Source organism: Caulobacter sp. FWC26 (assembly GCF_002742645.2).
Taxonomy (GTDB): domain Bacteria; phylum Pseudomonadota; class Alphaproteobacteria; order Caulobacterales; family Caulobacteraceae; genus Caulobacter.
This window is the reverse complement of record NZ_CP033875.1, coordinates 1,082,254-1,105,283: the sequence shown is the minus strand read 5'-3', so window position 1 is coordinate 1,105,283 and position 23,030 is coordinate 1,082,254. Positions and strand designations below refer to the sequence as shown.

At 68.5% G+C, this 23,030-nt stretch carries 22 protein-coding genes and 4 pseudogenes; 7 read left to right on the top strand and 19 right to left on the bottom strand.

Annotated features, from left to right (window positions below):
* Positions 1 to 41: 41 nt before the first annotated feature.
* Positions 42 to 122, top strand: a pseudogene (locus CSW63_RS23700) (hypothetical protein); the annotation flags it as partial.
* Positions 123 to 172: 50 nt separating this feature from the next.
* On the opposite strand, the gene CSW63_RS06755 reads toward CSW63_RS23700, so the two are convergent.
* Entirely contained in the window at positions 173 to 1,009 is an 837-nt protein-coding gene (locus tag CSW63_RS06755) for an NlpC/P60 family protein (RefSeq protein ID WP_062095781.1), read from the bottom strand.
* Positions 1,006 to 2,406: a M17 family metallopeptidase gene (locus CSW63_RS06750; RefSeq protein ID WP_062095783.1), complete on the bottom strand. Its 1,401-nt coding sequence runs from the start codon at positions 2,404 to 2,406 to the stop codon at positions 1,006 to 1,008. Before CSW63_RS06750 ends, CSW63_RS06755 begins: the two co-directional genes overlap by 4 nt.
* Before the next feature lie 83 nt (positions 2,407 to 2,489).
* Here CSW63_RS06750 and CSW63_RS06745 point away from each other — a divergent pair, with 83 nt between their 5' ends.
* A complete protein-coding gene (locus CSW63_RS06745; RefSeq protein WP_168193617.1) occupies positions 2,490 to 3,305 on the top strand; it encodes a tetratricopeptide repeat protein in 816 nt (271 codons plus the stop codon).
* A gap of 12 nt (positions 3,306 to 3,317) precedes the next feature.
* Here the strand turns inward: CSW63_RS06745 and CSW63_RS06740 are convergent, their stop codons facing one another.
* The 10 genes and pseudogenes from CSW63_RS06740 to CSW63_RS06695 form a co-directional block, all read right to left on the bottom strand.
* Entirely contained in the window at positions 3,318 to 3,509 is a 192-nt protein-coding gene (locus CSW63_RS06740; RefSeq protein ID WP_062095787.1) for a hypothetical protein, read from the bottom strand.
* A 75-nt stretch (positions 3,510 to 3,584) separates the two neighbouring features.
* Entirely contained in the window at positions 3,585 to 4,565 is a 981-nt protein-coding gene (locus CSW63_RS06735) for a type II secretion system F family protein (RefSeq protein ID WP_099503872.1), read from the bottom strand.
* Between the two features lie 13 nt (positions 4,566 to 4,578).
* Positions 4,579 to 5,556, bottom strand: coding sequence for a type II secretion system F family protein (locus CSW63_RS06730; protein ID WP_062095792.1), 978 nt, complete (start codon positions 5,554 to 5,556; stop codon positions 4,579 to 4,581).
* Between the two features lie 3 nt (positions 5,557 to 5,559).
* Positions 5,560 to 7,064: pseudogene (locus CSW63_RS06725) on the bottom strand (CpaF family protein).
* The gene (locus CSW63_RS06720; protein ID WP_062095796.1) at positions 7,065 to 8,618 is read right to left on the bottom strand and encodes an AAA family ATPase; all 1,554 of its coding nucleotides are present in this window, start codon (positions 8,616 to 8,618) and stop codon (positions 7,065 to 7,067) included.
* A complete protein-coding gene (locus tag CSW63_RS06715; protein ID WP_062095798.1) occupies positions 8,618 to 9,295 on the bottom strand; it encodes a CpaD family pilus assembly lipoprotein in 678 nt (225 codons plus the stop codon). Before CSW63_RS06715 ends, CSW63_RS06720 begins: the two co-directional genes overlap by 1 nt.
* A 9-nt stretch (positions 9,296 to 9,304) precedes the next feature.
* Positions 9,305 to 10,981, bottom strand: coding sequence for a type II and III secretion system protein family protein (locus CSW63_RS06710; protein WP_062095799.1), 1,677 nt, complete (start codon positions 10,979 to 10,981; stop codon positions 9,305 to 9,307).
* Positions 10,978 to 11,871: a Flp pilus assembly protein CpaB gene (cpaB, locus tag CSW63_RS06705; protein WP_062095801.1), complete on the bottom strand. Its 894-nt coding sequence runs from the start codon at positions 11,869 to 11,871 to the stop codon at positions 10,978 to 10,980. The genes CSW63_RS06710 and cpaB overlap by 4 nt, the downstream gene beginning before the upstream one ends.
* Positions 11,872 to 12,060: 189 nt before the next feature.
* On the bottom strand, positions 12,061 to 12,573 hold the full coding sequence (locus CSW63_RS06700) for a prepilin peptidase (protein ID WP_062095803.1): 513 nt from the start codon (positions 12,571 to 12,573) through the stop codon (positions 12,061 to 12,063).
* 175 nt (positions 12,574 to 12,748) lie between these two features.
* Positions 12,749 to 12,928, bottom strand: a complete 180-nt coding sequence (locus CSW63_RS06695; protein ID WP_062095805.1) for a Flp family type IVb pilin — start codon at positions 12,926 to 12,928, stop codon at positions 12,749 to 12,751.
* A gap of 317 nt (positions 12,929 to 13,245) precedes the next feature.
* Here CSW63_RS06695 and CSW63_RS06690 point away from each other — a divergent pair, with 317 nt between their 5' ends.
* From CSW63_RS06690 to CSW63_RS06680, 3 genes are all read left to right on the top strand, one after another.
* On the top strand, positions 13,246 to 13,671 hold the full coding sequence (locus CSW63_RS06690; RefSeq protein WP_062095807.1) for a pilus assembly protein N-terminal domain-containing protein: 426 nt from the start codon (positions 13,246 to 13,248) through the stop codon (positions 13,669 to 13,671).
* A 103-nt stretch (positions 13,672 to 13,774) separates the two neighbouring features.
* A complete protein-coding gene (locus CSW63_RS06685) occupies positions 13,775 to 14,326 on the top strand; it encodes a TadE/TadG family type IV pilus assembly protein (RefSeq protein ID WP_062095809.1) in 552 nt (183 codons plus the stop codon).
* Positions 14,323 to 14,877 (top strand): TadE/TadG family type IV pilus assembly protein, encoded by a 555-nt coding sequence (locus CSW63_RS06680; RefSeq protein ID WP_062095811.1) that lies wholly within the window; start codon positions 14,323 to 14,325, stop codon positions 14,875 to 14,877. The genes CSW63_RS06685 and CSW63_RS06680 overlap by 4 nt, the downstream gene beginning before the upstream one ends.
* Before the next feature lie 136 nt (positions 14,878 to 15,013).
* Here CSW63_RS06680 and CSW63_RS06675 read toward each other — a convergent pair whose 3' ends face one another.
* The 6 genes and pseudogenes from CSW63_RS06675 to CSW63_RS06650 all read right to left on the bottom strand — a co-directional run bounded on the left by CSW63_RS06675 (position 15,014) and on the right by CSW63_RS06650 (position 21,261).
* Positions 15,014 to 15,769, bottom strand: a complete 756-nt coding sequence (locus CSW63_RS06675) for an aminotransferase class IV (RefSeq protein ID WP_062095812.1) — start codon at positions 15,767 to 15,769, stop codon at positions 15,014 to 15,016.
* Positions 15,766 to 17,131, bottom strand: a pseudogene (pabB, locus tag CSW63_RS06670) (aminodeoxychorismate synthase, component I). The gene CSW63_RS06675 and the pseudogene pabB overlap by 4 nt, the downstream one beginning before the upstream one ends.
* Positions 17,132 to 17,141: 10 nt before the next feature.
* Entirely contained in the window at positions 17,142 to 18,593 is a 1,452-nt protein-coding gene (locus CSW63_RS06665; RefSeq protein ID WP_062095816.1) for an MFS transporter, read from the bottom strand.
* 80 nt (positions 18,594 to 18,673) lie between these two features.
* Entirely contained in the window at positions 18,674 to 19,447 is a 774-nt protein-coding gene (locus CSW63_RS06660) for a tyrosine-protein phosphatase (RefSeq protein WP_099503874.1), read from the bottom strand.
* Positions 19,448 to 19,496: 49 nt separating this feature from the next.
* Positions 19,497 to 19,886: a hypothetical protein gene (locus CSW63_RS06655; protein ID WP_062095820.1), complete on the bottom strand. Its 390-nt coding sequence runs from the start codon at positions 19,884 to 19,886 to the stop codon at positions 19,497 to 19,499.
* 202 nt (positions 19,887 to 20,088) lie between these two features.
* Positions 20,089 to 21,261, bottom strand: coding sequence for an acyltransferase (locus CSW63_RS06650; protein WP_062095822.1), 1,173 nt, complete (start codon positions 21,259 to 21,261; stop codon positions 20,089 to 20,091).
* A gap of 118 nt (positions 21,262 to 21,379) precedes the next feature.
* Between CSW63_RS06650 and ygiD the strand changes: the two genes are divergently transcribed.
* Both ygiD and CSW63_RS24110 read left to right on the top strand, forming a co-directional pair.
* A complete protein-coding gene (gene ygiD / locus CSW63_RS06645; protein WP_099503876.1) occupies positions 21,380 to 22,150 on the top strand; it encodes a 4,5-DOPA dioxygenase extradiol in 771 nt (256 codons plus the stop codon).
* Between the two features lie 28 nt (positions 22,151 to 22,178).
* Positions 22,179 to 22,285, top strand: a pseudogene (locus CSW63_RS24110) (hypothetical protein); the annotation flags it as partial.
* Between the two features lie 17 nt (positions 22,286 to 22,302).
* On the opposite strand, the gene CSW63_RS06640 reads toward CSW63_RS24110, so the two are convergent.
* Positions 22,303 to 22,983, bottom strand: a complete 681-nt coding sequence (locus CSW63_RS06640; protein ID WP_062098418.1) for a DJ-1/PfpI family protein — start codon at positions 22,981 to 22,983, stop codon at positions 22,303 to 22,305.
* Positions 22,984 to 23,030 lie beyond the last annotated feature (47 nt).

Sequence of the window (23,030 nt, the reverse complement as noted above, 5' to 3'; positions counted from 1 at the left end):
AGGCCGCGACGCGAAAGCGCCGCGGCCTTTTTGTTTTCCCGTGTCATCCCGGCCGCAGCGCAGCGGAGAGCCGGGACCCAGGGGCGGCGCGCAGGGCGTCCTGTCACCCCCTGGGTCCCGGAGAGCGCTTCGCGCTTCCGGGATGACACAAAGAGGAAGCGCCCCCTCCCCGCTAAACCCGCCGGTACCCCAACACCCCGCCTGTCGGCGTCGCCGCGATACGCGTGATCGCCTCGGCTAGCGGCTCGATCGCGGTGGCCATGTGGTGGGCGTTGGCGTGCAGGATGGTGTCGGGATCCAGCAGGATCGCCACGTGCCCCCTCCAGAACACCAGATCGCCGCGCCGTCGGTCGGCCTCGGCGATCTCCGGGAAGAAATCGCGCTGCATGTCGGTGTCGCGCGGACAGGCCCGGCCGCAGGCATAGAGCGCCTGTTGGACAAGCGCTGAGCAGTCCAGACCCAGGCTCTCCCGCCCGCCCCACTGATAGGGCGCGTGGAGAAACCGCTCGGCGACGGCGACATAGTCGGTCTCGAACCGGCCGACGCACGCCAGGTGGTGCGCGACGAACCAGCCCGACCGGGCGCCGCGAACGAACCGGCCCTCGCGGGCCTCGACCGTCACCAGGGCGTTCAGGCTGTAGAGCCCGATGATGGCCGACTTGATGTCCGGCTCGGCGAAGGCGTAGGTGCGCGGAACGGCGATACGATGCTCGGGCGTCAGCACCGGCGCCGACAGGGCCTCCAGCAGCACATAGCCGACATAGCGGTCGCGGCGCGCCTGGCCGAAGGCGAAGCCGCCGACCTCGAACAACACGTCGAACAGCTCGCCGAAGACCAGCTGGTCCTCCTGTTCGGCGTCCGGCTCGGGGGCCTTGCGCAGGCTGGCGATCGGGGCGCTGACCTGCATCGGCGTCACGTCGGCGAAACGGTCGGCGGCGACGAGGCCTTCGAGCCGACGATCCGCGACGCCATCGCGGACCAGGGTGACGCGGCGGTCTGGCGCGCTCATCGGGCGAACCTGGCTTGCAGCATGGCGAAGGCGGCGCGGATAGCCTGCACCTCGGCGCCCACCGGATAGCCCGGCCGCCCCTTCGGGTTCCAGGCGAAGACGTCGAAGTGCGCCCAGCTTCCCTCGCTCGGAGCAAAGCGCTGCAGGAACAGCGCCGCCGTGGTCGCGCCCGCCTGAGCCCAGCCGTCGGGGTCGTTCTTCAGGTCGGCGATGTCGCTGTCCAGCGCGTCACGATAGGCCTCGGTCAGGGGCAGGCGCCACAGCGGATCGGAGACCTTGCGTGAGGCGGTCTCGATCTGGGCGGCCAGGGTGTCGTCGGCGGTCCAGAACGGGATCACGAAGGGCCCCATGGCCACCCGCGCCGCGCCGGTCAGGGTGGCGAAGTCCAGGGTCAGGGCGGGCTTGAGCTCTGCGGCGCGGGTCAGGGCGTCGGCCAGGATCAGCCGGCCTTCGGCGTCGGTGTTGCCGACCTCGACGGTCAGGCCCGCGCGGGTGGCCAGCACGTCGCCCGGCCGCATCGCGTCGCCGGCGATGGCGTTCTCGACCACGGGAGTGAGGATCACCAGGCGCACCGGGAGCCTCGCCTCCATCACCATCCGGCCCAGCGCCAGGGCGTGGGCGGCGCCGCCCATGTCCTTCTTCATCAGCCGCATGCCAGACGAAGGCTTGATGTCGAGGCCGCCGGTGTCGAACACCACGCCCTTGCCCACCAGGGCCAGAACCGGATGGGACGGATCACCCCAGGCGATCTCGATCATCCGCGGGGCGCGGGCGTCGACCGCAGCGCGGCCCACGGCGTGGACGGCGGGATAGTTCTCCCGCAACAGGTCGTCACCCCGCACGACCGACAGGGTCGCCCCATACTTCTCGGCGATCTCGCCGGCGATGGTCTCGATCTGCAGCGGCCCCATGTCGTTGGCCGGGGTGTTGACCATGTCGCGGCACAGGGCGCAGGCGTGGGCCAGGGCGGTGACGAAGGTCACGTCGACGCCCTTGGGCGCCAGCAAGCGCGGGATCGGCTCGCCGCGCTTCTTGTAGCGGTCATAGCGATAGGTCCCCAGCGCGAAGCCGAGGGCCGCCTGCTCGCCGTCCAGGCCCTTGGGCAGGCGCAAGAGGGCGTAGTCGCCGGCCGGCAGCTTGCCCGCCAGGCCCCTCAGCAGCGACAGATCGGCGCGGCCCGAGCCCACACCCATCAGCACCTGCTCGACCGCCCCGCTAGCGCCGGGGACGACCAGCACCTGCCCGACCTTGCCCGCGAACTTGTTGGCGGTGGCGTAAGTCCTTACCGGCGCACGCTTTCGCGCCAGGAACGCCTCGACCTCGGACTCCGCGACGGGATGCACCAGGATCGCCTTGCCGTCGGTCTCGGCGAGGATCGGATGCGCGGGGTCGGTCATCGGCGAAACCCTTAAAAACTATGCTTAACGATTCCTTGAGGCCCGCGCCGGATGATAGGCGCACCTTCTGGAGACTTGTCTTCATGTGTCGCAAGCGCGCGCTCATCGCAACCGTTCTCGCCCCCATCGCCCTGGCCGTGGCGACCCCGGTCCTGGCCGCGGATCCGCCGAAGGCCCAAGCGGCGACGGCTCAGAAGACGCCGACGAAGGCCTCGCCGCAGCAGCGGGCAGAGGCGCGGCGCCTCGACCCGCTGGCCCAGGCCGCGTTCTGGGGCGCCGAGTTCGAGGTTGATCCGGGCGACGCCGAAGCCGGCGCCGGCTTGGCAAAGGCTCTGCGCGCACTGGGCCGCGCCGACGAGGCCGCCATTGCGGCGACCAAGGGCCTGATCGCCCATCCCGATGACGCGGGTCTGCTGCTGGAACTGGCGCGCGCCCACATCGCCCGGGGCCAGGGCTTCTATGCGATCGAGCCGGCCCGCAAGGTCGCGGCGGCGTATCCCAAGGACTGGCGTCCGCTGACCCTGCTGGGCGTGGCCTACGAGCAGGCCGAGCGCGACGAGGAAGCGGACGCGGCGCACCGACAAGCGATCGCCGTGGCGCCAAACGAGGCCACGCCGATGACCAACTACGCCCTGCACCTGGCCGCCAAGGGCGATCTGGCGGGGGCCGAGGCCCAGCTTCGCCGCGCCGTGGCCTTGCCCTCGGCGGGCATCCAGGCGCGCCAGAACCTGGCCCTGGTGGTTGGCCTGCAGGGCCGTCTGCCGGAAGCCGAAAAGCTGGTCCGCGCCGACCTGCCGCCCGAGCAGGTCGCCAACAACCTCGCCTATCTGCGGGCCGCTGTGGGCCAGGCCGGCCAAGGCCGTAGCTGGGACGCCATGAGGGCTGGTGGCGGGCGCTAACCCCGCTCCGTCCTACCCTAGCGCCTGGCTCACCACCTTGGCCGCCTTAGTGAAGGTGGTCAGCAGCGGCGTCGCCACGACGTGTCTCAGGGTAAAGGCGAAGAACGCCGCCAGGCCCAAGAGCAGGCCCATCTCCAGGGCGGCCCCGCCCTCTTCCGCCTCCGCGAACGCGCGCACCGGAGGCTCTTTACCCGCATATCCCATAGGACCTGTCCCAAACCGACACTGAACGGTCGGGACAGCGCAAGACCTACGCCAGGGCGCAGCCAGCCTTGAGCGCTATTTAAAGGCGTCCTGCACCTTCATGATCGCCGGGCCCAGGATCATCACGAACAGCACCGGCAGGAAGAACAGGATCATCGGCACAGTGAGCTGAGCCGGCAGGGCGGCGGCTTTCTTCTCGGCGGCGGAGAGACGTAGCTCGCGGTTCTCCTTGGCCATGACGCGCAGAGCCGTGCCCAGCGGCGTCCCGTAGCGCTCGGCCTGAATCATGGCCGTGGCCACCGACTTGATGCCGGGATGGTTGGTGCGGCGGGCGAGGTTTTCGTAGGCCAGGCGGCGGTCGGGCAGGTAAGACAGTTCGGCGGTCAGCAGGGACAGCTCTTCGGCCAATTCCATCGATTGCGCCCCGACCTCGGCCCCGACCTTCTGGATCGCCGCCTCGATCGACATGCCGCTTTCGACGCAGATCAGCAGCAGGTCCAGCGCGTCCGGGAAGGCGGCCACGATCGACTCGCGGCGCTTCTGGGCGACATTGGTGATGTAGACATTGGGCGCATAGTAGCCTAAGGCCAGGAAGGCTACGCAGGCGCACAGCTTCTGGATGGGCAGCAGGCCGAAGTCGTTGATCAGATACAGATAGAAGGCCGCGCCCGCCGCGAAGGCGAACGGCATGGCGAACCGAAAGAAGTAGAAGGTGCTGACAGGCTTGGGGCCGCGGAAGCCGGCTTGGGCCAGCTTCTCGACGACCTTGGGGTCCTCCAGCAGGCGCGACAGCTGCAGCCGCTCCACGACGTTCTTGTAAAGACCCTCGTCCTGGTGACGAAGGCTGCCGCCGGCCCCGCCGCCACGCGTCGCGATGGATTGCCGCGACCGGCGCCGCAGTTCCTCGCGGCGGTTGGCCACCGACTTCAGACGGCCTTCCAAATTGTTGTCGCGCATCACCGGCGAGGCCAGGGTGATGATGGTGGCGAACACGACCACGGCAATAAACGCCGTCAGCACGTTCGAGGGGTTGGTCAGGGCTTCGACAAGCTTCACGCGGCCCTCCCCCTCAGAACTTGAAGTTGATCATGTTGCGCATCACGAAGATGCCGATACTCATCCACACGGCGCTGACCAGCAGCATCAGGTGGCCGCGCGGATCGGTGAACATCGGGGCCATGTAGGCCGGCGAGGTGACGCTGATCAGGGTGACGACGCCTGGCGGCAGGCAGCCGATGATGAAGGCCGAGGCGACGGCTTCGGCCGACAGCGCCTTGATCTTCTCCTTCATCAGCTTGCGCGCGCGCAGAACGGTGGAGAGGTTGCCCAGCGCCTCGGCCAGGTTGCCGCCGGTCTTCTGCTGGATGGCCAGCACGATCGAGAAGAAGCGCAGCTCGTTGGTGGGCATGCGCTCGTACATCTTTTCCAGCGCCGCATCCATCGGCACGCCCATGGCGACGTTCTCGGTCAGGGTGCGGAACTCCCCGGCCAGAGGTTCGGGACACTCCTTGCCGATGATCTTCAGGCAGTCGTGGACCGGCAGGCCCGACTTGATGCCGCGCACGATGATGTCGACGGCGTCGGCGAAGGCCGCGGTGAACTTCTGGGTCCGGCCGTTGGCGAGGAAGCCCAGCACCCAGCGCGGCAAGCCGGCCCCGGCGGCGAAGCCGGCGCCCAGAGCCACCAGTGGCGACTGTCCCAGCAGCAGGATGATCATCGCCACGAACAGGCCCAGGACCGCACTGACGATCCAGAACATCTTGACGTTTTCGCCCAGGCCCGCAGCCTGCAGGCGCGCGGCGATGCTGAGCGAGGCCTTCTTCTGCTTGCGCTCCTGGTCCTTGAGCGCCTTGAGAATGGCCTGGCGGCGAGCGTCGGGCGTGCTGGCGGCCGCCTTGGCGCGGACGCTGGCCTGGCGCTCGCCGCCCTTGGCGATCACCTGGGCGCGCTTGGCGGCCTTGGCCTGAGCGCTGTCGCCGCCGGCGAAGGCGAAGCCGAGCCCGGCGATGGTGATGAACCCCAGGATGCCAGCCAGGACGAACAGCATCGCCTACTCCGCCGCGTCGAGGGCTTCGGCCAGCTCGCGCTCGAGGCCGTAGTAGCGGGCGCGATCCCAGAAACGCGGACGGGCGATGCCGGTCGAGCGGTGCTTGCCCACGACCTTGCCGTTCTCGTCCTCGCCGGTGATCTCGTAGACGAACAGGTCCTGGGTGACGATCACATCGCCTTCCAGGCCAACCACCTCGGTGATGTGGGTGATGCGGCGGCTACCATCACGCAAGCGCGCGGCCTGGATGATGACGTCGACCGAGCCGACGATCATCTCCTTGATGGTCTTCGAAGGCAGGCCGTAGCCGCCCATGGTGATCATGCTCTCGATACGGCTGATCGCCTCGCGCGGGCTGTTGGCGTGCAGCGTGCCCATCGAGCCGTCGTGGCCGGTGTTCATGGCCTGCAGCAGGTCGAACGCCTCGGGACCGCGGACTTCGCCGACGATGATGCGTTCGGGACGCATCCGCAGACAGTTCTTGACCAGGTCGCGCATGGTGACGGCGCCAGAGCCTTCCAGGTTCGGCGGACGGGTTTCCAGGCGCACCACGTGGGGCTGTTGCAGCTGCAGTTCGGCGGCGTCTTCGCAGGTTACGACCCGTTCGGTGGGGTCGATGAACGCGGTCATGGTGTTGAGCAGCGTCGTCTTGCCCGAGCCTGTACCGCCCGAGATGACGATGTTGCAGCGGCAGGCGCCGATCACCCCCAGAACCCGCGCCCCTTCGGGGCTGATGGAGTTGAACTCCACCAGGTTCTTCATGGTCAGCTTGTCCTTCTTGAACTTCCGGATGGTCAGGGTGGGACCATCCAGCGCCAAGGGGGGGCGATGACGTTGACGCGCGAGCCGTCGGGCAAGCGGGCGTCGCAGATCGGGCTGCTTTCGTCGACCCGACGGCCGACCTGGCTGACGATCCGCTGGCAGATGTTTATCAGCTGGAGATTGTCGCGGAAGCGGACATTGGTCAGCTGGACCTTGCCGCCCACTTCGATGAACACGCGATGCGCGCCGTTGACCATGATGTCGGCGATGTCGTCGCGGCTCAGCAGGGGCTCCAGGGGACCATAGCCGAGGACGTCGTTGATGATGTCCTGGACCAGGTGCTCCTGTTCCGCGACCGACATCGAGACGTTCTTGATCGCCACCAGCTCGGCGACGATGTCACGGATTTCCTCGGCCGCCTGCTTCTGGTCGAGCTGGGCCAGCTGGCTCAGGTCGATGGTGTTCAACAGGGCGTTGAAGATCGTGGTCTTGGTGGCGTGGTAGTAGTCGCTCTGCTCACGCACGATGTGAGTGGTCTGCGGCTGCCCTTGGGCGGCGCGCAGTTGCTCCAGGCCTGCGGTCGCCTTGGGCGCCGGGCCGTTGACCTTTGGCGCTGGAGCCTTGCGTTCGGGGGCGGCGACCGGCTCGATGCGCTGCGGCCGCGTGGCGATGGCCGCGCCGCCCGCTGGGGCGGGGGGCGGCGCCTTAGGATCGCCGGAGGCTGACGGGTCGCGCTTGCCGAACATCTATTTCTTCTTGAACAGGCCCGAGAACAACGACGACTTCTGCTGCGGCGGCGGCTCGCGCCGGCTGATCAGGCGGGCCAGATGCTCCAGGCCCTCGGCAGCCTTCGACTTCGGCGCCACCTCGGCCAGCATCTGACCGTTGTTGGCCGCCTGGCCGTAGGGCTTGGGATCGAACGGCAGCACCAGCGAGGGCTGGACGCCCAGGGCCTCGCCAAAATCCTTGACCGGGATTTCCGGCCGGCCCGGCACGCCCACCTGGTTCAACAGCAGGCGCGGCGGCGCATCGTTGGGCCGCGAACCTCGGACGAGGTCGATGATGTTCTTGGCGTTGCGCAAGCTGGCAAGGTCCGGCGTGGCCACCACGACCAGTTCGTCGGAGCCGATCAGCACCCGGCGGCTCCAGGCGTTCCAGACGTGCGGCAGGTCCAGCACCACGTAGGGCGCCGCGCCGCGGATCTTCTGGGTGACTTCCTCGAAGGCGTCGGCGCCGAACTCGTAATCGCCGTCCAGCGAGGCCGGCGCGGCGAACAGCGACAGGCGGTCGCCGCAACGCACCATCATCCGGTCCATCAGCACCGGATCGAGACGATCAGGCTGGCTCAGCGCGTCCAGCACGCCTTGCAACGGGTCCTGGTTGAAGTCGAGGCCGGCGGTGCCGAAGGCCAGGTCCAGATCGACCAGCACCGTGGCCGTCTGCATGTTCTCGGCCATGGTCCAGGCGAAGTTGTGGGCCAGGGTCGAGGCGCCGACGCCGCCCTTGGCGCCGACAAACGCAATCTGCCGCCCGATGAAGGGCGCCGCTGGGTCGGCATAGAGCGCGCCGACCGCGCGGATCACCTGCAGCGGGCCCAGCGGCTGGGTCAGATATTCGCTGACCCCCCGGCGTATCAGCTCGCGATAGAGGGCGATGTCGTTGGTCTGGCCCACCACGACCACCTTGGTGCCCGGGTCACAGACCTGGGCCAGGCTGTCGAGCATGTGTAGCAGGCGCTGGGCGCCATCCAGGGTCTCGACCATCACCAACGAGGGCGTCGGCTGGTTCTGGTAGTAGTCGACGGCTGCGGCCAGACCCCCGTCGCGGACAATGGTCGAGGCGCGCGCCATCCGGCGATCGGCGGCGGCCTGCTCGATCAGGGCGGCGGTCTCGGGTCGCGCGCAGAAAGCGTGGATGGTGATGCGCGGGATCGCCGCATCGCCAAGGCCGCTGTCGGCGATCGGTTCGGGATAGGCGGTCGCAGCCATCTCGGGCGCCCGATCGAAATCGCCGATATCACGCGTCATGACCGGAGCCGACGGCTGAACCGGCCGCGCTTGCTGGACGGGTCGGGCTTGGGGCGTGGGACGCGTGGTCGGCGGGGCCGCCTGCGGCGACCGCGCGGGCGGAGGGGCGTCGTCGCGGGGACTGGCCGGCGGGAAGTCGGCGAACGGGTCTTCAAAGCCGCCGGTCGGCGTCAGCGACGGCGCTGACGAGCGCCAGGGATCGTTCGCGCCGGTCGTGAACTCGTCGGCGGCGTCGAAGCCAAGGTCGAAGGGATCGTTGTCGGTCGGCCGCATTACTGGATCGCCTTCGAGACGACGCCGCTGGCCTGGTCATCCTTGGCCGAGCTGGTGACTTCGCCCTTGCGGTACTTGCCCAGGACGGTGTCGCGACGGCCGGTGTCGGCGGGGGTCATGTCGCGCGGCCGCAGCAGGTCCTCGGGATTGGCGACCTGAGCGGCGATGTTGGCCGCCATGGCGCAGCCGAAATTCTCGGTGACGCCGTTGTCGCGGGTGGCCGTCAGGTTCTCCCAATGCTGGCCGCACTTGATCGGCCGCGCCTCATAGCGGAGGAAGCCGACGCGTATCGCGCCCTGATCGGCGGCGGCGGGGTCCACGCCGATGATCCGTACCCGCGAGCCCGCGCCCAGCGTGGCCAGGCGATCGCGGATCTGGATGGCCATGGCGCCGGCGTTGTTGGGCGCGGCGACGACCAGTTCGCGGGCCTCGGCCTCCATCCAGCGCGAGACCAGGGCCTCCAGCGCCGCCGACTGGTTGGCCGACAGGCCGCCGGCATGGACGGCCAGCAGGATTTCGTCCGGCGCGGAGTCGACCCTGATCCGGTCCATCCACTGCTGGGTCTCGGTGGCGGCCAGCTTGCTGGGGCCTTGATCGGGCGGGGTCGAGGCGCAGGCGGAGAGGCCCAGCACGGCGGCTCCAACGAGGACGGTCTTGACCAGAATACGAAGCGTCATGGCGGCGTCCTACTCGATCACATAGCCCACGGGGCCCTGATAGGCGCGCCCCGCATTGGCGCCGGCCGGCGCCTTGACCACCTTGTTGAGCCGACCCAGCAGCACCGTGCTCATGTCCCCGGCGAAGCGCAGCCCGTCGGCCGGCGTCTGCAGGTTCTGCGGCTTGGTGGGGTCGATGATGTAGGGGGTGATGATGACCACGAGCTCGGTCTGGTTGTTCAGGAAGTCCCGCGAGCGGAACAGCGACCCCAGGATCGGCATGTTGGTCATGCCCGGCAGCGAGTCGATGGTTTCCTTGGTGGTCTGCTGCAACAGGCCCGCCAGCATCAGCGAACCGCCCGACGGCAGCTCGACCGTGCTTTCGACGCGGCGCACCGACAGGCCCGGAACGGTCACGGCGGCGTTGGTGCCGGCGCTCAGGGTGAAGGCGCCGAGGCTGGTCAGCTCCGACACCTCGGTCGACAGCTTCAGCGAGATGCGGCCGCCCGACAGCACCACCGGCGTGTAGCCCAGACCCACGCCGTAGGGCTTGAACTCGATCGTGACCTTGCCGCTCTGGTCACTGCCCGTCGGAACGGGGAACTCGCCGCCGACCAGGAAGTGACCGGCCTCGCCCGACACAGCCGCCAGGTTCGGCTCGGCCAGGGTGCGCACCAGGCCCACGCGCTCGAACGCCTGGATCATGCCCTTGGCGGAGTTCAGACCCGGATCGCCGGCCGTGTTCTGGATCGTGGCGGTGTCGGAGTTACCGCCGCTGCGCACCACCACGGGGCAGAGCGAGCCCGGATTCCAGCCAGGGCCGGTGCAGGGGGTCTGCATGACCGGTTGCTTGGTGGTGTCCATCTTGTAGCCGCCGGTCAACCCGCCCAGCAGGCTGCCGTTGACGCCATAGCCCGGCGCCATGCCGAAGGTGTACTGGGTCTCGCCCAGCTGGCCGATCACCGCGTTCAGGTCGACGCCCAGCTGCTTGATGACGTTGCGCTGCACCTCGACGATGCGGACCTGCAGCATCACCTGGTCCTTGCCGGCGACGCTGATCATGTTCAGCACCTTCTCCGGCGAGCCGACGAACTGGGCGGCGATCCGGGCGGCGCTTTCCGACTCCGAGGCGCTACGGACCACGCCGCTCAGCACCACACTGTCACGGATAGGCGAGACGCTGATCTTGGCGTCAGGCATGATCTTGCCGAGCATGGCGGCGAGCTGATCGACAGGCTGGCTGACCCGGATGCTTAGCGACAGGATGCGGCGGCCGGCGGCGTCGAAGAAGGCCGCGTCGGTCGTGCCTTCGGCCAGGCCCACGATGTAGATGCGGCGCTTGTCACGCAGCACCGCATCGGCGATCTGCGGATTGGTGACGAGAAGGTCGCGAACCTCGCTGGGCAGTTCGACGATCGCCGACTTGCCCTTGGCCAGCTCCAGCGTCGCGGCGCTCTGGTCGGCGGTCATCACGACGCGGGCGACCTGATCCTCGGCGCGGACCATCACCGGGGCGGGGGCGGGCGGCGCGACCTCGCGAACCACCCTGGCCGGCGGCCGATAGGTGTGCGACCCGCCGACGGGACCATCGGCGAACACGGGGGCGGCCGGCGCCAGCGCCAGCAGGGCGACGGCATGAACCGTCACGAGACGACGCGAAGCGGACATCGGGGCTTTCACGGGAAGAGCGGACGCCGGGCGGCTCATGGGCGCACCGCCACGCTGCTGGTCTGGCCGCCTCGGTTGATGCGAACCGTGGAGTCGTCGCGCGCGACCACGTGGGTCACGCCCGACGGGCCGCCCATGTCGGTGTAGGCGCGCAGGGCGAGGCTTATGGCGCCGCCGGCCTTGGCGCGGGCCAGGGTCTCGGCCTCGACCGGGCCGACCTCCAGCGTCGCGGTGGCGGCGACGATCGACTTGGCGTCCTTCTCGGCGGCCGTGGCCTGGTCGAGGGCGAGGACGCGAATGTTTTGCAGGACGGTCTCGGCCACCGTAACCTTGCCGCCGGCGTCCCCGGCGGCCGGTGTTTCGCGGGTGGTGAGCACATCGACCCGGTCGCCAGGCAGGATGAAGCCGCCCACGGCGGTGTCGGAGCTGACCGGCACCGACATGGCGCGCTTGCCCGGCGTCAGGACGACCGACAGGTAACCGCCCTCCCCGCCCCGCACGATCTTTCGCGGGGTGATCGGCTCGCCGACGAGGATCGGGTCGCGCACGATCGCCCCCTCGACCACCTTGGCGGGATCGCCGCCGATCATCTGGTCGGCGGTGGCGGCGACGACGGCCTTGGCCGCCTGGACCTTACCGTCCGGCGAGGCCGGCGCGGCGCCGTTGGTGATGAAAGCGGTGTTGATCGAGTCGCTGGGCCACGCTTGCCAGCCCACATCGGCGGCGACCAGGCGCGCGCCGACCGGCAGATCCCGCTTGGCGACGAGCACCTGGGTCATGGGCTTGCCTTGCGGAGCGGCCGGGCCGGACGACTCGACCAGGCCCGTCGGCGCGGCCGGCTTGGCGCCCAACGCGCGCTGCAGCACCACGGCCAGGCCGATGGCCGACACCGCGGCGATCAGGACGATCAATAGGCGAACGGGGCTCATGAGCAGGCTGAAACTCTAGGGTGAGCCGCACGGCCGCCGGTCCGGCAAGCGCGCACGATTCGTCAGTCAGCCTTTCTGGCCACGCCCCATGGTGGCCTCCGCATGGTTAACGCCTGCTAAAAGTTTTGCCGCTGGAAGGCGTCGATCGCGCGACAGGCTGTCGCGCCAGGAGTCAGCGGCGGTGAGGCCTCAACCCAGGATTCCGTGGGCCAGAGCGCCTTGCGGGAAGGCCGCCAAGGCGCCGACAGCGATGGCCACGCCGTAGGGCAGGTCTCCGCCGTTCGTCCCCAATTTGCGGAGCCAAGCGGGCCCGCCCGCCACGGCCGGCGCCAGCCAGCCCGAGCGCAGGCCCAGAATCGCAAAGGTCAGAGCGCCGCCCGCAAGGCCCGTGTAGAGCATGAACGGCAGCACCGCCGGCCAGCCCAGCCACAGGGCGCAGACGGCGAACAGCTTGCCGTCGCCTCCGCCGATCCAGCCCGCCGCGAACATCCCCATGCCCAGCACCAGAGCGCCCAGGCCAACGGCCAGGCAAAGCCCGATCTGGCCGAGCGGGACGCCGCTGACCAGGGCTGCGGGAACAAAGGCGGCGATCAGGGACAGCGAGATCCAGTTGGGGATCGTGTAGCTGGTGAGGTCTTTCAGCGCCCCGACGATGGCCAGGGCCGGAAAGATCAGCAGCAGCGGGATCTGGAGAGCCTGCATGGAGACAAGACGGGCCTTGTTGCGTTCACGCTACTCTGGAGCCGGACCCGTGAAGCAATGGTTTCTTCGCCGGGCTCTTGGCGCGCCGGCGGACAAGTAAAGAGGGGCCGGAAATAAAGAAAAGGGCCGAGGCGGGAGCCTCGACCCTCTTCTTTTCGAGTGTGAAGCGGGTGGCTTAGGTGCCAGCCGCCGTCGACACAGCCGTGCCGGCCTTCGTGAAGGCGAGGTTCAGCTTGGTGCCGAGGGTCGTGACGGCGGTCACGATGACCACGGCGATCAGGGCGACGATCAGGCCATATTCGATGGCCGTGGCGCCCGATTCATCCTTCAGGAAGCGAGTGACGAACTTGGTCATGACTTGGTCTCCTAAACCAGAGCTAGTTGATTTGAGGCTCTCAAGCCGTTCGACTTGCTCACCCCCGAAAACACGATCAATTTCGCCGACTGCAATTAATGGCCAGTAAACAGCGAATAGTTTACGGCGATTTTCTTTTGGTTTATTTGTATTTACCGTTATTTACTCTTAACCATGCCCGCCACGAAGGCCGCCAAGCCCTTTTGATTCAAGGACTTTCTCAAGCGGCGCTTGGTCGCACACTCAGGGATTTTAGTCTTTTATTGACCAATAAAAATGATCTTGGGGTTCGTTCGGATCCGGGATCGGAAACCATCATGCGCCGTCTATCGCTGGTCATCGCCGTCTTCGCGGCCCTTTCGGGCGCGTCCGCCAGTGCGCAAGTCCTGCCGACCGACAAGATCTTGGTGACCACGACGCCGGGTTCGGCGCCGATGGACCTGCCCGTGTCGGCGGGTCAGGCCGCCTATATGACCCTGACCGGCCCCGTGCGCGATGTCGTGGTGGGCGATCCGACCATCGCCGATGTCAGCCTCGTCAACGACCGCACGCTCGTCGTGCTGGGCAAGCGTCCGGGCGTCACCAGCCTGCTGGCCTTCGGAGCGGGCGGCCGTCCCCTGGCCGATCGGCAGGTCGTGGTCTCCGAGAACAGCGGCGGCGGCGTCACCGTCTATCGCGGCGCGACGGCCAGCACCTACGCCTGTGCGCCCCAGTGCACGCGCCTGGGCCCTGGCGCCCCGTAACCCGCCCAGCACTTCTTTATACGGCGCGTCCTGGCGGGCCCGTCATAACCTGTGGTTAGGATCGTTCGGCTAGCGTGCGCCTGAAAGCAGGACCGCCCGACGCATGGCCTCTCGTTTCCTCCTCGCTCGCGCTCGTCTCCGGCTGGCCCGCTCGGCCCGCCGCTTCGCGCGCGCCGAACAGGGCGCGACCGCAGTCGAGTTCGCGCTGGTGGCCATCCCCTTCCTGATGCTGATCTTCGCGATCATCGAACTGGGCCTGGTCTTCCTGGTCTCTATCACCCTGGAGAGCGCGGTCATCGACGCGGGCCGCACCATCCGGACCGGCGAAGTCCAGACCGCCGGCAGCGACGCCGCCGCATTCAAGACCGCCGTCTGCAACCGGATGGACTGGCTGGGGTCTCGTTGCACGACCGCGCTGCGCCTGGACGTGCGCACGTTCGCCGACTACTCGACCGGCACCACCTCGGCCACGAACGGCACGGTGCCGACCACCATGAGCTGGAATCCCGGAACGTCTGGCTCCATCGTCCTGGTCCGCGCCTACTATACTTGGCCGCTGATCACGCCGCTGCTCAACACCGGCCTTCAGACCTCCAACGGCCAGCGGATCATCTACGCCGCGACCTCCTTCACCAACGAGCCCTACGATCAATGAGCCCGCGGCGTCCCCTTGCCCGCTTCTGGCGCGACAAGCGCGGCGTGTCGGCGGTTGAGTTCGCCCTGATCGCGCCGGTGCTGATCGTGATGTACTGCGGCCTCGCCGAGATGACCCAGGCGATGATGGCCCAGCGGCGCCTGTCCAACATCGCATCCCAGATCGGCGACCTGGTGGCCCAGAGCAATCAGACCGGTCCGAACAGCATGGCCGATGTCTTCAAGATCGGCACGATCATTATGGCGCCGTTCCCGTCTGCGCCTTTGAAGATGTGCGTCGCCAGCGTCACCTCCGACGCCACCGGCAGGGACACCGTGGCGTGGTCGCAAGCCTCCGCCGGCGGGATGAGCAACTGCCCCACACAGGGAACGGTGCTGACCGATGTTCCGGTCGGCGTTCTTCCGGCCAGCAAGAGCGTGATCATGGCCCGGGCGAGCTACGTCTACGCCTCGCCGATCAAGTTGGTGCTGCCGACCAGCATCACCTTTCAGCGAACCTTCTATCTGCGCCCACGAAAGGTCGAAACGATCTCGTGGTCGACGTCGAGCTAGAGCCTTTCGCGTCAAACGGAAGCACTTCGCCGCGAAAAAACTCTAAATCATAGAGTTAGAGCGTAGCCGGCGCCGAAACCGGCCACCATTTTCGCCGTCGCGCGCTAGGGCGCGCCTGGTCGACCAACCCGCCAGGCTATAGCCCCAGCACCGCGTTGAGGCGCGCCGCCAGCGGGTGTTCAGGCCATACGCGGTCTTCCAGGCGTGACACCGGGCGAGCGCCGATCAGACTGTTGGTCAGCACCACGGCTTCGGCCCGCTCCAGAGCATCGATCCCGACCGCGACCTCCTCGACTGTCTCTCGCGCCAGAACACGAGCGCGGGTGATCCCCGCCAGCACGCCGCAATCCAGGCGGGGGGTGAACAATCGCCCGCCGGCCAGCCAGAACAGGTTCGCCGCCCCCGCGCAGGCCACCTCGCCGCGATTGTTCAGCATCACCGCCTCATCGGCCCCGCGCGCACGGGCCTCGGCCCGCGCCAGAACGCTGTCGAGATACGACAGGGTCTTCAGCCGCGCGGCCTGCGAGCCTTCGTTGCGGCGGGTGGCGGCCACGATCAGAGCCGCCGGCCCCGTCGGCGCGGTCGATGGCGCGGCGGTTGCGAAAAGGCGCAGGGCCGGCGCGTCCGGACGATCCAGTCCTCGCCCTCCCGAGCCGGCGGTCAGAGTCAGGCGCACCGCGCAACGCCCCTCGGCCGGCGTGGCGGCGCGCGCCGTCCGCTCGGCCGCGTCGCGATCAAACGGGAGGCCCATGGCGGCGCAGCCGGCGGCCATCCGGTCAAGATGGGCGGCCAGATGCGCGATCACGCCGTCGACCGCCAGCATCGTCTCGAACAGTCCGTCGCCCAGCAGCAGGCCACGGTCGTCGCACGGGATGAAGTCCAAAGCGGTCATTGGGTCAGCGCCATCTTCAGGGCCGCGATCTTGGCCTCGGTCTCCCGGCGCTCGCCGCGCGGGTCGCTGTCGGCGACGATCCCCGCCCCGGCCCGCGCCTCCAGCCGCCAACCCTGGCCGTCCTCGACCAGGGCCACGGTGCGGATCAGAACGCTGGAGTCGAACGCCCCATCGACACCGGCCCAGAACAGGCTGCCGCAATAGGGACCACGCGGCGACTCCAACTGCGCGATCACCTTCATGGCCTGGACCTTGGGCGCGCCGGTGATCGAGCCCGGCGGGAAACTGGCCCGCAACAGGTCGGCGACACCCCTGCCCGGCGCCAATCGCGCCGTGACCGTCGAGACCAGGTGATGCACGTTGGCGAAGCTCTCGACCGCGAACAGGGTCGGCGCGCGCACGCTGCCCGGCGGCGCCACCCGGGCCAGGTCGTTGCGCATCAAATCCACGATCATGAGGTTCTCGGCCCGGTCCTTGTCGCTGGCTAGCAACTCGGCCGCCAGGGCGCGGTCCTCTGCGGCGTCGCGGCCCCGCGGGCGCGTGCCCTTGATGGGCTGGGTCTGGATCGCGCCGGACGGATCCAGCTTCAGGAACCGCTCGGGCGAATTGGAGACCAGCGCTCGGCCCGGCAGGCGCCAATAGGCTGAGAACGGCGCGGGGCTCTGCTGGCGCAGGCGCACGAACAGATCGAATGGATCGACGCCCGCCGCCAGCCGCCCCGTCCAGGCGCGGGCGATATTGGCCTGGAAGATCTCGCCGCTCAGAATGCGTTCGACCACCTGCGCCACGGCGGCCTCATAGGCGTTCGCGTCACTGGCGATCAGGTCGGTGCAAAGGGGGCCGACCGGTTCGACGCTGTCAGGTGTGGTCGCGTCCAGCCAGGTCAGGGCGTCCGCCGCGCGCGCCTTGGCCTTGGCCTCTGTCTCGCCCCGGCCGACCGCGACCACCTGACGGACGTGATGGTCGAAGGCCAGCAAGGTCGGGTAGCGGGCGCAGGTCAGGTCCGGCCAGTCGGTGCGCGCCAGCCCCAGGTGCTCGACCCGGTCGCCAAGCTCATAGGCGCCCAGGCCCACCACGCCGCCCTGGAACGGCGGCCCCTGGGGATGGTCGGGCTGGCGGGGGCCGACCAGCTCGGTCAGGGCCGCGAAGGGATCGGCCGGGTCCTTCTCCGACAGGGCCAGCGTCGCGTCGGGCGCGCGCAGCAGGTACGACCACCGCCCCGCGCCGCCCGTGACCAGCGCGCAGGCGTAGGCCTCATCCCGGAACGGCGCGAGCGCCCACACCGGCTCGCGCCAGGGGGCGGTGAGGAAAGCGACGTGGCGCATGCGAAGGGTGATAGCGGGGTCGACGGGTCGAAGCCAGTGCGCGCCCCCTAAGCCTCGCGTCCCCCGCCCTTCACCGTGAACAGCCCCAGCAGCCCCAGCGCCAGGAGGCCCGCGATTGGGATGAAGCCCGCCACCTGGCTGTCGAAGAGCTTGGTGGCCAGGGCCACCAGCAGCGAGCCGACCCACATGGTCGCGGTGCCCGACAGCGAGAAAAGGCCAAAGAACGCCGCCATCCGATCAGGTGGGGCCAGGCGCACCAGCAGGGTGCGGCTCGAGGCGTACTGTGCGGTGACGAAGACGGCGATCAGCAGGCCAAGGCAGAGATAGATCACCTCGGGCAGGGTGCGGAACAGAGGTCCGTTCCACAGCACGCCCTGGCTGGCGTCCCAAGGCCAGACATAGAGGATCTGCTCGCGGGTCATGCCCAGCATGGCGATCAGGATGAGAATGCAGGCCCCGACCTCCAGCTGGATAGCGCGGCGAGGGCCGAGCACCCGATCCAGCCACGGCGCCAGCAGACCGCCCAGCACGCCGAAGATCGACAGCGAGATCCCATAGGCCAGCATCTCCAGCTCGCCCCATTTCATCAGCCCCGCCGCGAACAGGCCGCCGAAGATCAGCAGCGCGGTCATGCCGTCGCAATAGAGCATCCGTGCGCCCAGGAACTTGGCGACGTCGGCGTGGCCTTTGAGATTGCTGAAGGTGTCGAGGATCAGGCGGAAGCCTTCCTTCAATGCGGCGACGAACGGCAGGCCGGTGGGCGGCGCGTCGCGCGTCCATAGGAAGAACGGGATCGCGCCCAGCAGCATGACCGCCCCGGCCAGCGGTCCGACGATGCGGCTGGGCTCATAGGCGCTCTGGCTCAAGCCGAACAAGGGCGCGGCCGGCACGAACGACCATGACACCTGCCCGGGCAGCACGAAGGCCCACATCACGAAGATCAGCAGCGCCACCGACAGCCCGTTGGCGACGGCATAGCCCAGACCCGACAGCACCGGCTCCTGGCCTTTCTCGGCGGCTCGCGACAGCAGCGAGTTCTGCAGCACGTCGCCACAGTTGTAGACGACGCCCAGGATGATCAGGAATACGCCGATCAGCCCCACCGGCAGCCCGCCGGGCGTCGCCCACCACAGGGCGAACAGCAGCGGGACCATGATCGCCAGACCGAGGGCCATCAGCGGCTTGCGCCGTCCATAGCGCTCGATTGAGGCGCCCAGGATCGGCGCCAGAAGCGCCGTCAGCAGGCCGTAGGTGGTGGAGATGTCGGCGACCGTCGCCTGGCCCTTGACCGGATCGCCGATCAGCACTCGCGAAAAGTACGGTGCAAACACATAGATGGTGACCAGGATCACATAGGGGTCGCGGGTTCCCTGGTGCAGGATCCAGCTCAGCGCCCCCTTGGACAGCTTTCCAGTCGGCGGCGGGGTGAGGACGTCTTCCCGTCCCTCCGCGCCCGCGACATCGCTCAAGCCCGGAGGCGTTCCCGCCAACTCACTCATACCCTGACCCCGGTGACCGGCCCTCTGACGGGGCCGTCAGGCGAGGTTGGCGGTTAAACGGGCGTTTGTCACCTTACCGATTAAAGCAGGATATGCGCCGCCACCGCCTCGCGCGTCTTGGCGTCCAGTCCCACGGCGTTTTCCAGATAGCCGTCCAGCGAGCCGTACTGATCCTTGATCGCCGCGAAGGCCGCCGCCAGGTACCGAGCCTCCACACCCATGGCCGCCCGCATCGCCGCCTCGGTTGGACGCTTGCCGGTCATCTCGAAGATGTTGTTCAGGAAGATATGGCCGCGCCGCTCGAAGCGGGTCGGGTCGTTGGTCAGCAGGTAGTCGTCGATGATGTCTTCGTCGGACACGCCGGCGATATGATGGGTCAGGGCCGCCAGGATGCCGGTGCGGTCCTTGCCCGCCGCGCAGTGGATCAGCACCGCGCCCTCGCCCTTCGCGACCGCCTGGAAGTAGCGGCTGAACAGATCCAGGTGCCGCGCCTTGAACGGGGCGCGACGGTAGTATTCGTCCATGTAGGCGTGGATCGACGCTTCGGAGAGATCCGACTCCTTGAGGAAGGTGTGCCAGGGATCCTCGCCGGTCGCGCCCAGGAAGTTTTCGATGACGCTCGCCGAAAAGCCGTCCCACCGCCGCGACGGCGCACGCTCACGCTCGTTCGGACGTCGCAGGTCGACCAGGGTCGCGATCCCCAGCGAGGATAGGTGCGAAAGGTCCTCGTCAGTCGCCTCGGCCTGGTGGGCGGCGCGAAACAGGACGCCCTTCTTCAGCCGACCCGCGCCTGCGGCGTAGTCACCGAAGTCGCGAAAGTTCTCGACGCCTTGCAGGGGGATCAGTCTGGTCATGGCTGGGTGACTTATCGAATGGGCGAGACTGTGGAAAGCGCCCCCTGCGTCACCACCATTTCGCCTTGCGGTCCTCGGCCGTCGCCGGCTTGGCGCGCCAAAGGAAGACGAAGTTGCGGTGCTCGGCCCAGGTCTGCCCCTCAAGCCCGCTCGCGCCCTGGCAGACGCTGGTGTGGTAGGGCCCCGCGCCGTCGGTGGTGCGGAAGCTGGCGCAGGTGCGGCCGCCGGCCGTCTTCCAGCGCCCAGCCTGGATCTCGCTGTCGTAGAAGCTGCCGGTCACCGTACCGTCGGCTTCGAGCTTAAGGCTCATGCCCTTGTAGTAGGGCTCGGCCGGCGTCGCCGACAGGTCGACGACCCAGTCCCCGGCCAAGGGGGCGGCCGGCGGCGTCGCCGCTTGCAGGGACAGGGCGAGCATCAGGACCAGCATGGCGTTCTCCAGCGGCGATCGATAACGCTGTTACGCAGTGAGAAGGGCGGTGGACGACAAGCGAACGCCCATCATGTCCCCCGACCTCCCCGGCGAATGCCGGGGCCCAGATCCATCAAGAGCGGCTGGGGTGGGCCCGCCTGTGCTCAGAGCTTACAGAGCGATGTCCTCGGGTTTCGACCTGGACCCCGGCATTCGCCGGGGAGGTCGGCGTTCAGGAGGTCCGCCGCAACAGCGGCTGGATGCGGTCCTGCAGCGGCTGGTCGACATAGCGGTGGAACAGCCAGGCTGCGCCATAGGCGATCGGAAAGCCCGCCAGCCACATCAGCCACTGCCAGCCGATGCCGATCGGCACGGTGTCGATCAGCTTATGCACCGCGCTCCAGTAGATCACGCCGACGAAGATGTGGGTGATGAAGAGGGCGAACGACAGCTTGGCGCCTTCCTCGATCCACTGGCGCGGACGTTTGACCGGCAGGCGCCCCGCGCCCAGTACGATCATGGCGATGGCCAGCAGCGACGGGGCGTCGAACAGCAGCGGATCCGGCAAGGCGTAGCGGTCCAGCGGCTGGGTGATCACCAGCAGGGCGACCCCGCCCCACAGCAGGGCGTGGGCGGCCTTCTCCGACGGCCAGCGCATGTCGACCGTGCGCGCCAGGCAGACACCCAGAATGAACAGCGGCAGGGCCCGGATCACCCCAAACTGGAAGCGCAGGTCAGCCAGGCCCTGGTCGAAGACGGTCTCGGCCAGCACCTCGAAGGCGGCCAAGATGGCGAGGCCCAGCAGCGGCAGCAGCCAGGCGTGGCGGATCTTGCTGACCGCGCGCCAGAAGGATGGGAACAGAGCGTAGCAGACGATCAGCGCCGACAGACTCCAGCTGGGCAGGTTCCAGCCGTCGCTGGGAAAGCCCCAGGCGTGAACCAGCAGCGCCTGCGGGGCCAGCTGGTCCCACGCAAAGCGGCTGGGCTTGTGGGCGTCGGTGCCGATGGCGTTCAGCACGAGGACCAGCACGACCAGCATGGCCAGCACGGCCAGATGGCCCGGCCACACCCGCGCCGCGCGGCGCACCCAGAACTGTGGCGTGCTGAGCCGTCCGCTCAGGGTCGAGGCGCCATAGGCCCTGCCCAGCACATAGCCTGACAGGATGAGAAAGAAGTCGGTGGCCAGAAAGCCGCGCGAGAACACCTGGGCGAAGCGCTCGATCCGCATCGGGCTCTCGGCGCCATAGTGGTAGACCACGATCAGCAGCGAGGCCAGGAAGCGCAGGAAGTCCAGCGCCCCGCCCCGCACGTTTTCCCGCACCGGCGCATGGCTGACCGACTGAGCCGTCGGCTCGGTCGGAACAGGGGTCACGTCCGGGGGAATCTGGGGCGGCGCGGCGGTCACGCTCGCCGCATAGCAAAGCGCGTCCAGGCGCGGAAGCCGTCACCCGAACGTCATCTTGCGCCATGGCGTCGCGGCCACTATCTGTAACTTATACTGTTTCTGATAAGGCCGGATCTTCATGTCCCGCATGCCTGCCCTCTTCGTCGGCCACGGCTCGCCGATGAACGCCATCGAGGACAACGCCTGGAGCCGCGACTGGGCGCGGCTGGGCGCCGCGCTTCCCCGCCCCAAGGCGATCCTGATGGTCAGCGCCCATTGGGAGACGCGGGGAGCCTCAGCCGTCAGCGCCTCGGCCGCGCCCGAAACGATCCATGACTTCTTCGGATTCCCGCAGGCCCTGTTCGACGTGCGCTATCCGGCGCCGGGCGACCCGGCCCTGGCCGCGCGGGTGGCGGAGTTGCTGGCGCCCGACACCGTGGTGCAGCACCCGACGCGAGGTCTCGACCACGGCGCCTGGGGCGTATTGGCGCCGATGTATCCGCAAGCGGACATTCCCGTCGTCCAGCTGAGTCTCGATCGCGGTCGGAGCGACCGCTGGCACTACGAGGCCGGCCGGCGCCTGGCCCCGCTGCGCGACGAGGGCGTGCTGATCATGGGCAGCGGCGATATCGTCCACAACCTGCGCGCCGCCGACTTCCGCCGCCCTGAAGCACCGCCCTGGGCCGACCGCTTCAACGAGACCGCCAAGCGCCTGATCCTGGCCGGCGACCACGATCCGCTGATCGACTGGCGCACCCTCGGCCCCGACGCCGAGGCCGCGATCAACAGCGCCGAACACTACCTGCCGCTGCTTTATGTACTGGGCGCCCAGGCGCCCGGGGATCCGGTCAGCTTCTTCAACGATGATGTGTTCGCGGCCATCTCGATGACGGGCGTGAAGGTGGGGTGAGGCTGGCGCTCCCCCCACCTCAACAACCGTGTCATCCCGGCCGCAGCGCGTAGCGCGGAGAGCCGGGACCCAGGGGCAGCCTCACTGCGCTTGGCCCCTGGGTCCCGGGTCGGCTTCGCCGCCCGGGATGACACGGGATCTGAGCTCAGACTTCACAGCCCCGCCGCCGCCGCCTTCGCGGCCGCCATCCGGTCGTCCATCCCCTTGCCGTAAAGCGCGGTGATCCGCTCCAGCACCTGCGGCGGCGCGGTCTCCGGACGCCCCGCATTGAACGGCGGGTCGGGCGCGTATTCCACCGCCAGCTGGATACCCTGGGCCACCTCGTCGCCGGCCAGCTCCGCGATCAGGGTCAGGGCGAAGTCGATGCCGGCCGTCACCCCGCCGCCGGTGATGTAGCGGCCATCGCGCGCCACCCGCGAAGCGTCGGGGATGGCGCCGAACAGCGCCAGTTGGTCCCGCCAGGCCCAATGGCAGGCCGCGCGCTTGTCCTTGAGCAGGCCCGCCGCCGCCAGCACCAGCGAGCCAGTGCAGACCGAGCAGACATAGCGCGCGCCGTCGGCCAGCCGCCTAATCTCGGCGATGAAGTCAGGGTCGCCCATCGCCTGGGTCGTGCCAAAGCCGCCCGGCACAATCAGCACGTCGCAGGCTTCGATGTCCGACAGCTTGGGCAGGTGCGCGAAGACCAGGCCGTCGGCCTCGATCTCACCGCCCGCTAGGCTGGCCACCGTCACCTTGGCGCCGGGCAATCGGCACAGCACTTGGTGCGGTCCGGTAAAGTCCAGGTGCGTGACGCCGGGGAACAGGGCGATCACGATCTGCGGGGTCTGGCTCATGGCGGGGTCTCCAGCTGGATTGACCCAGACACCATGGTTCGATTAGC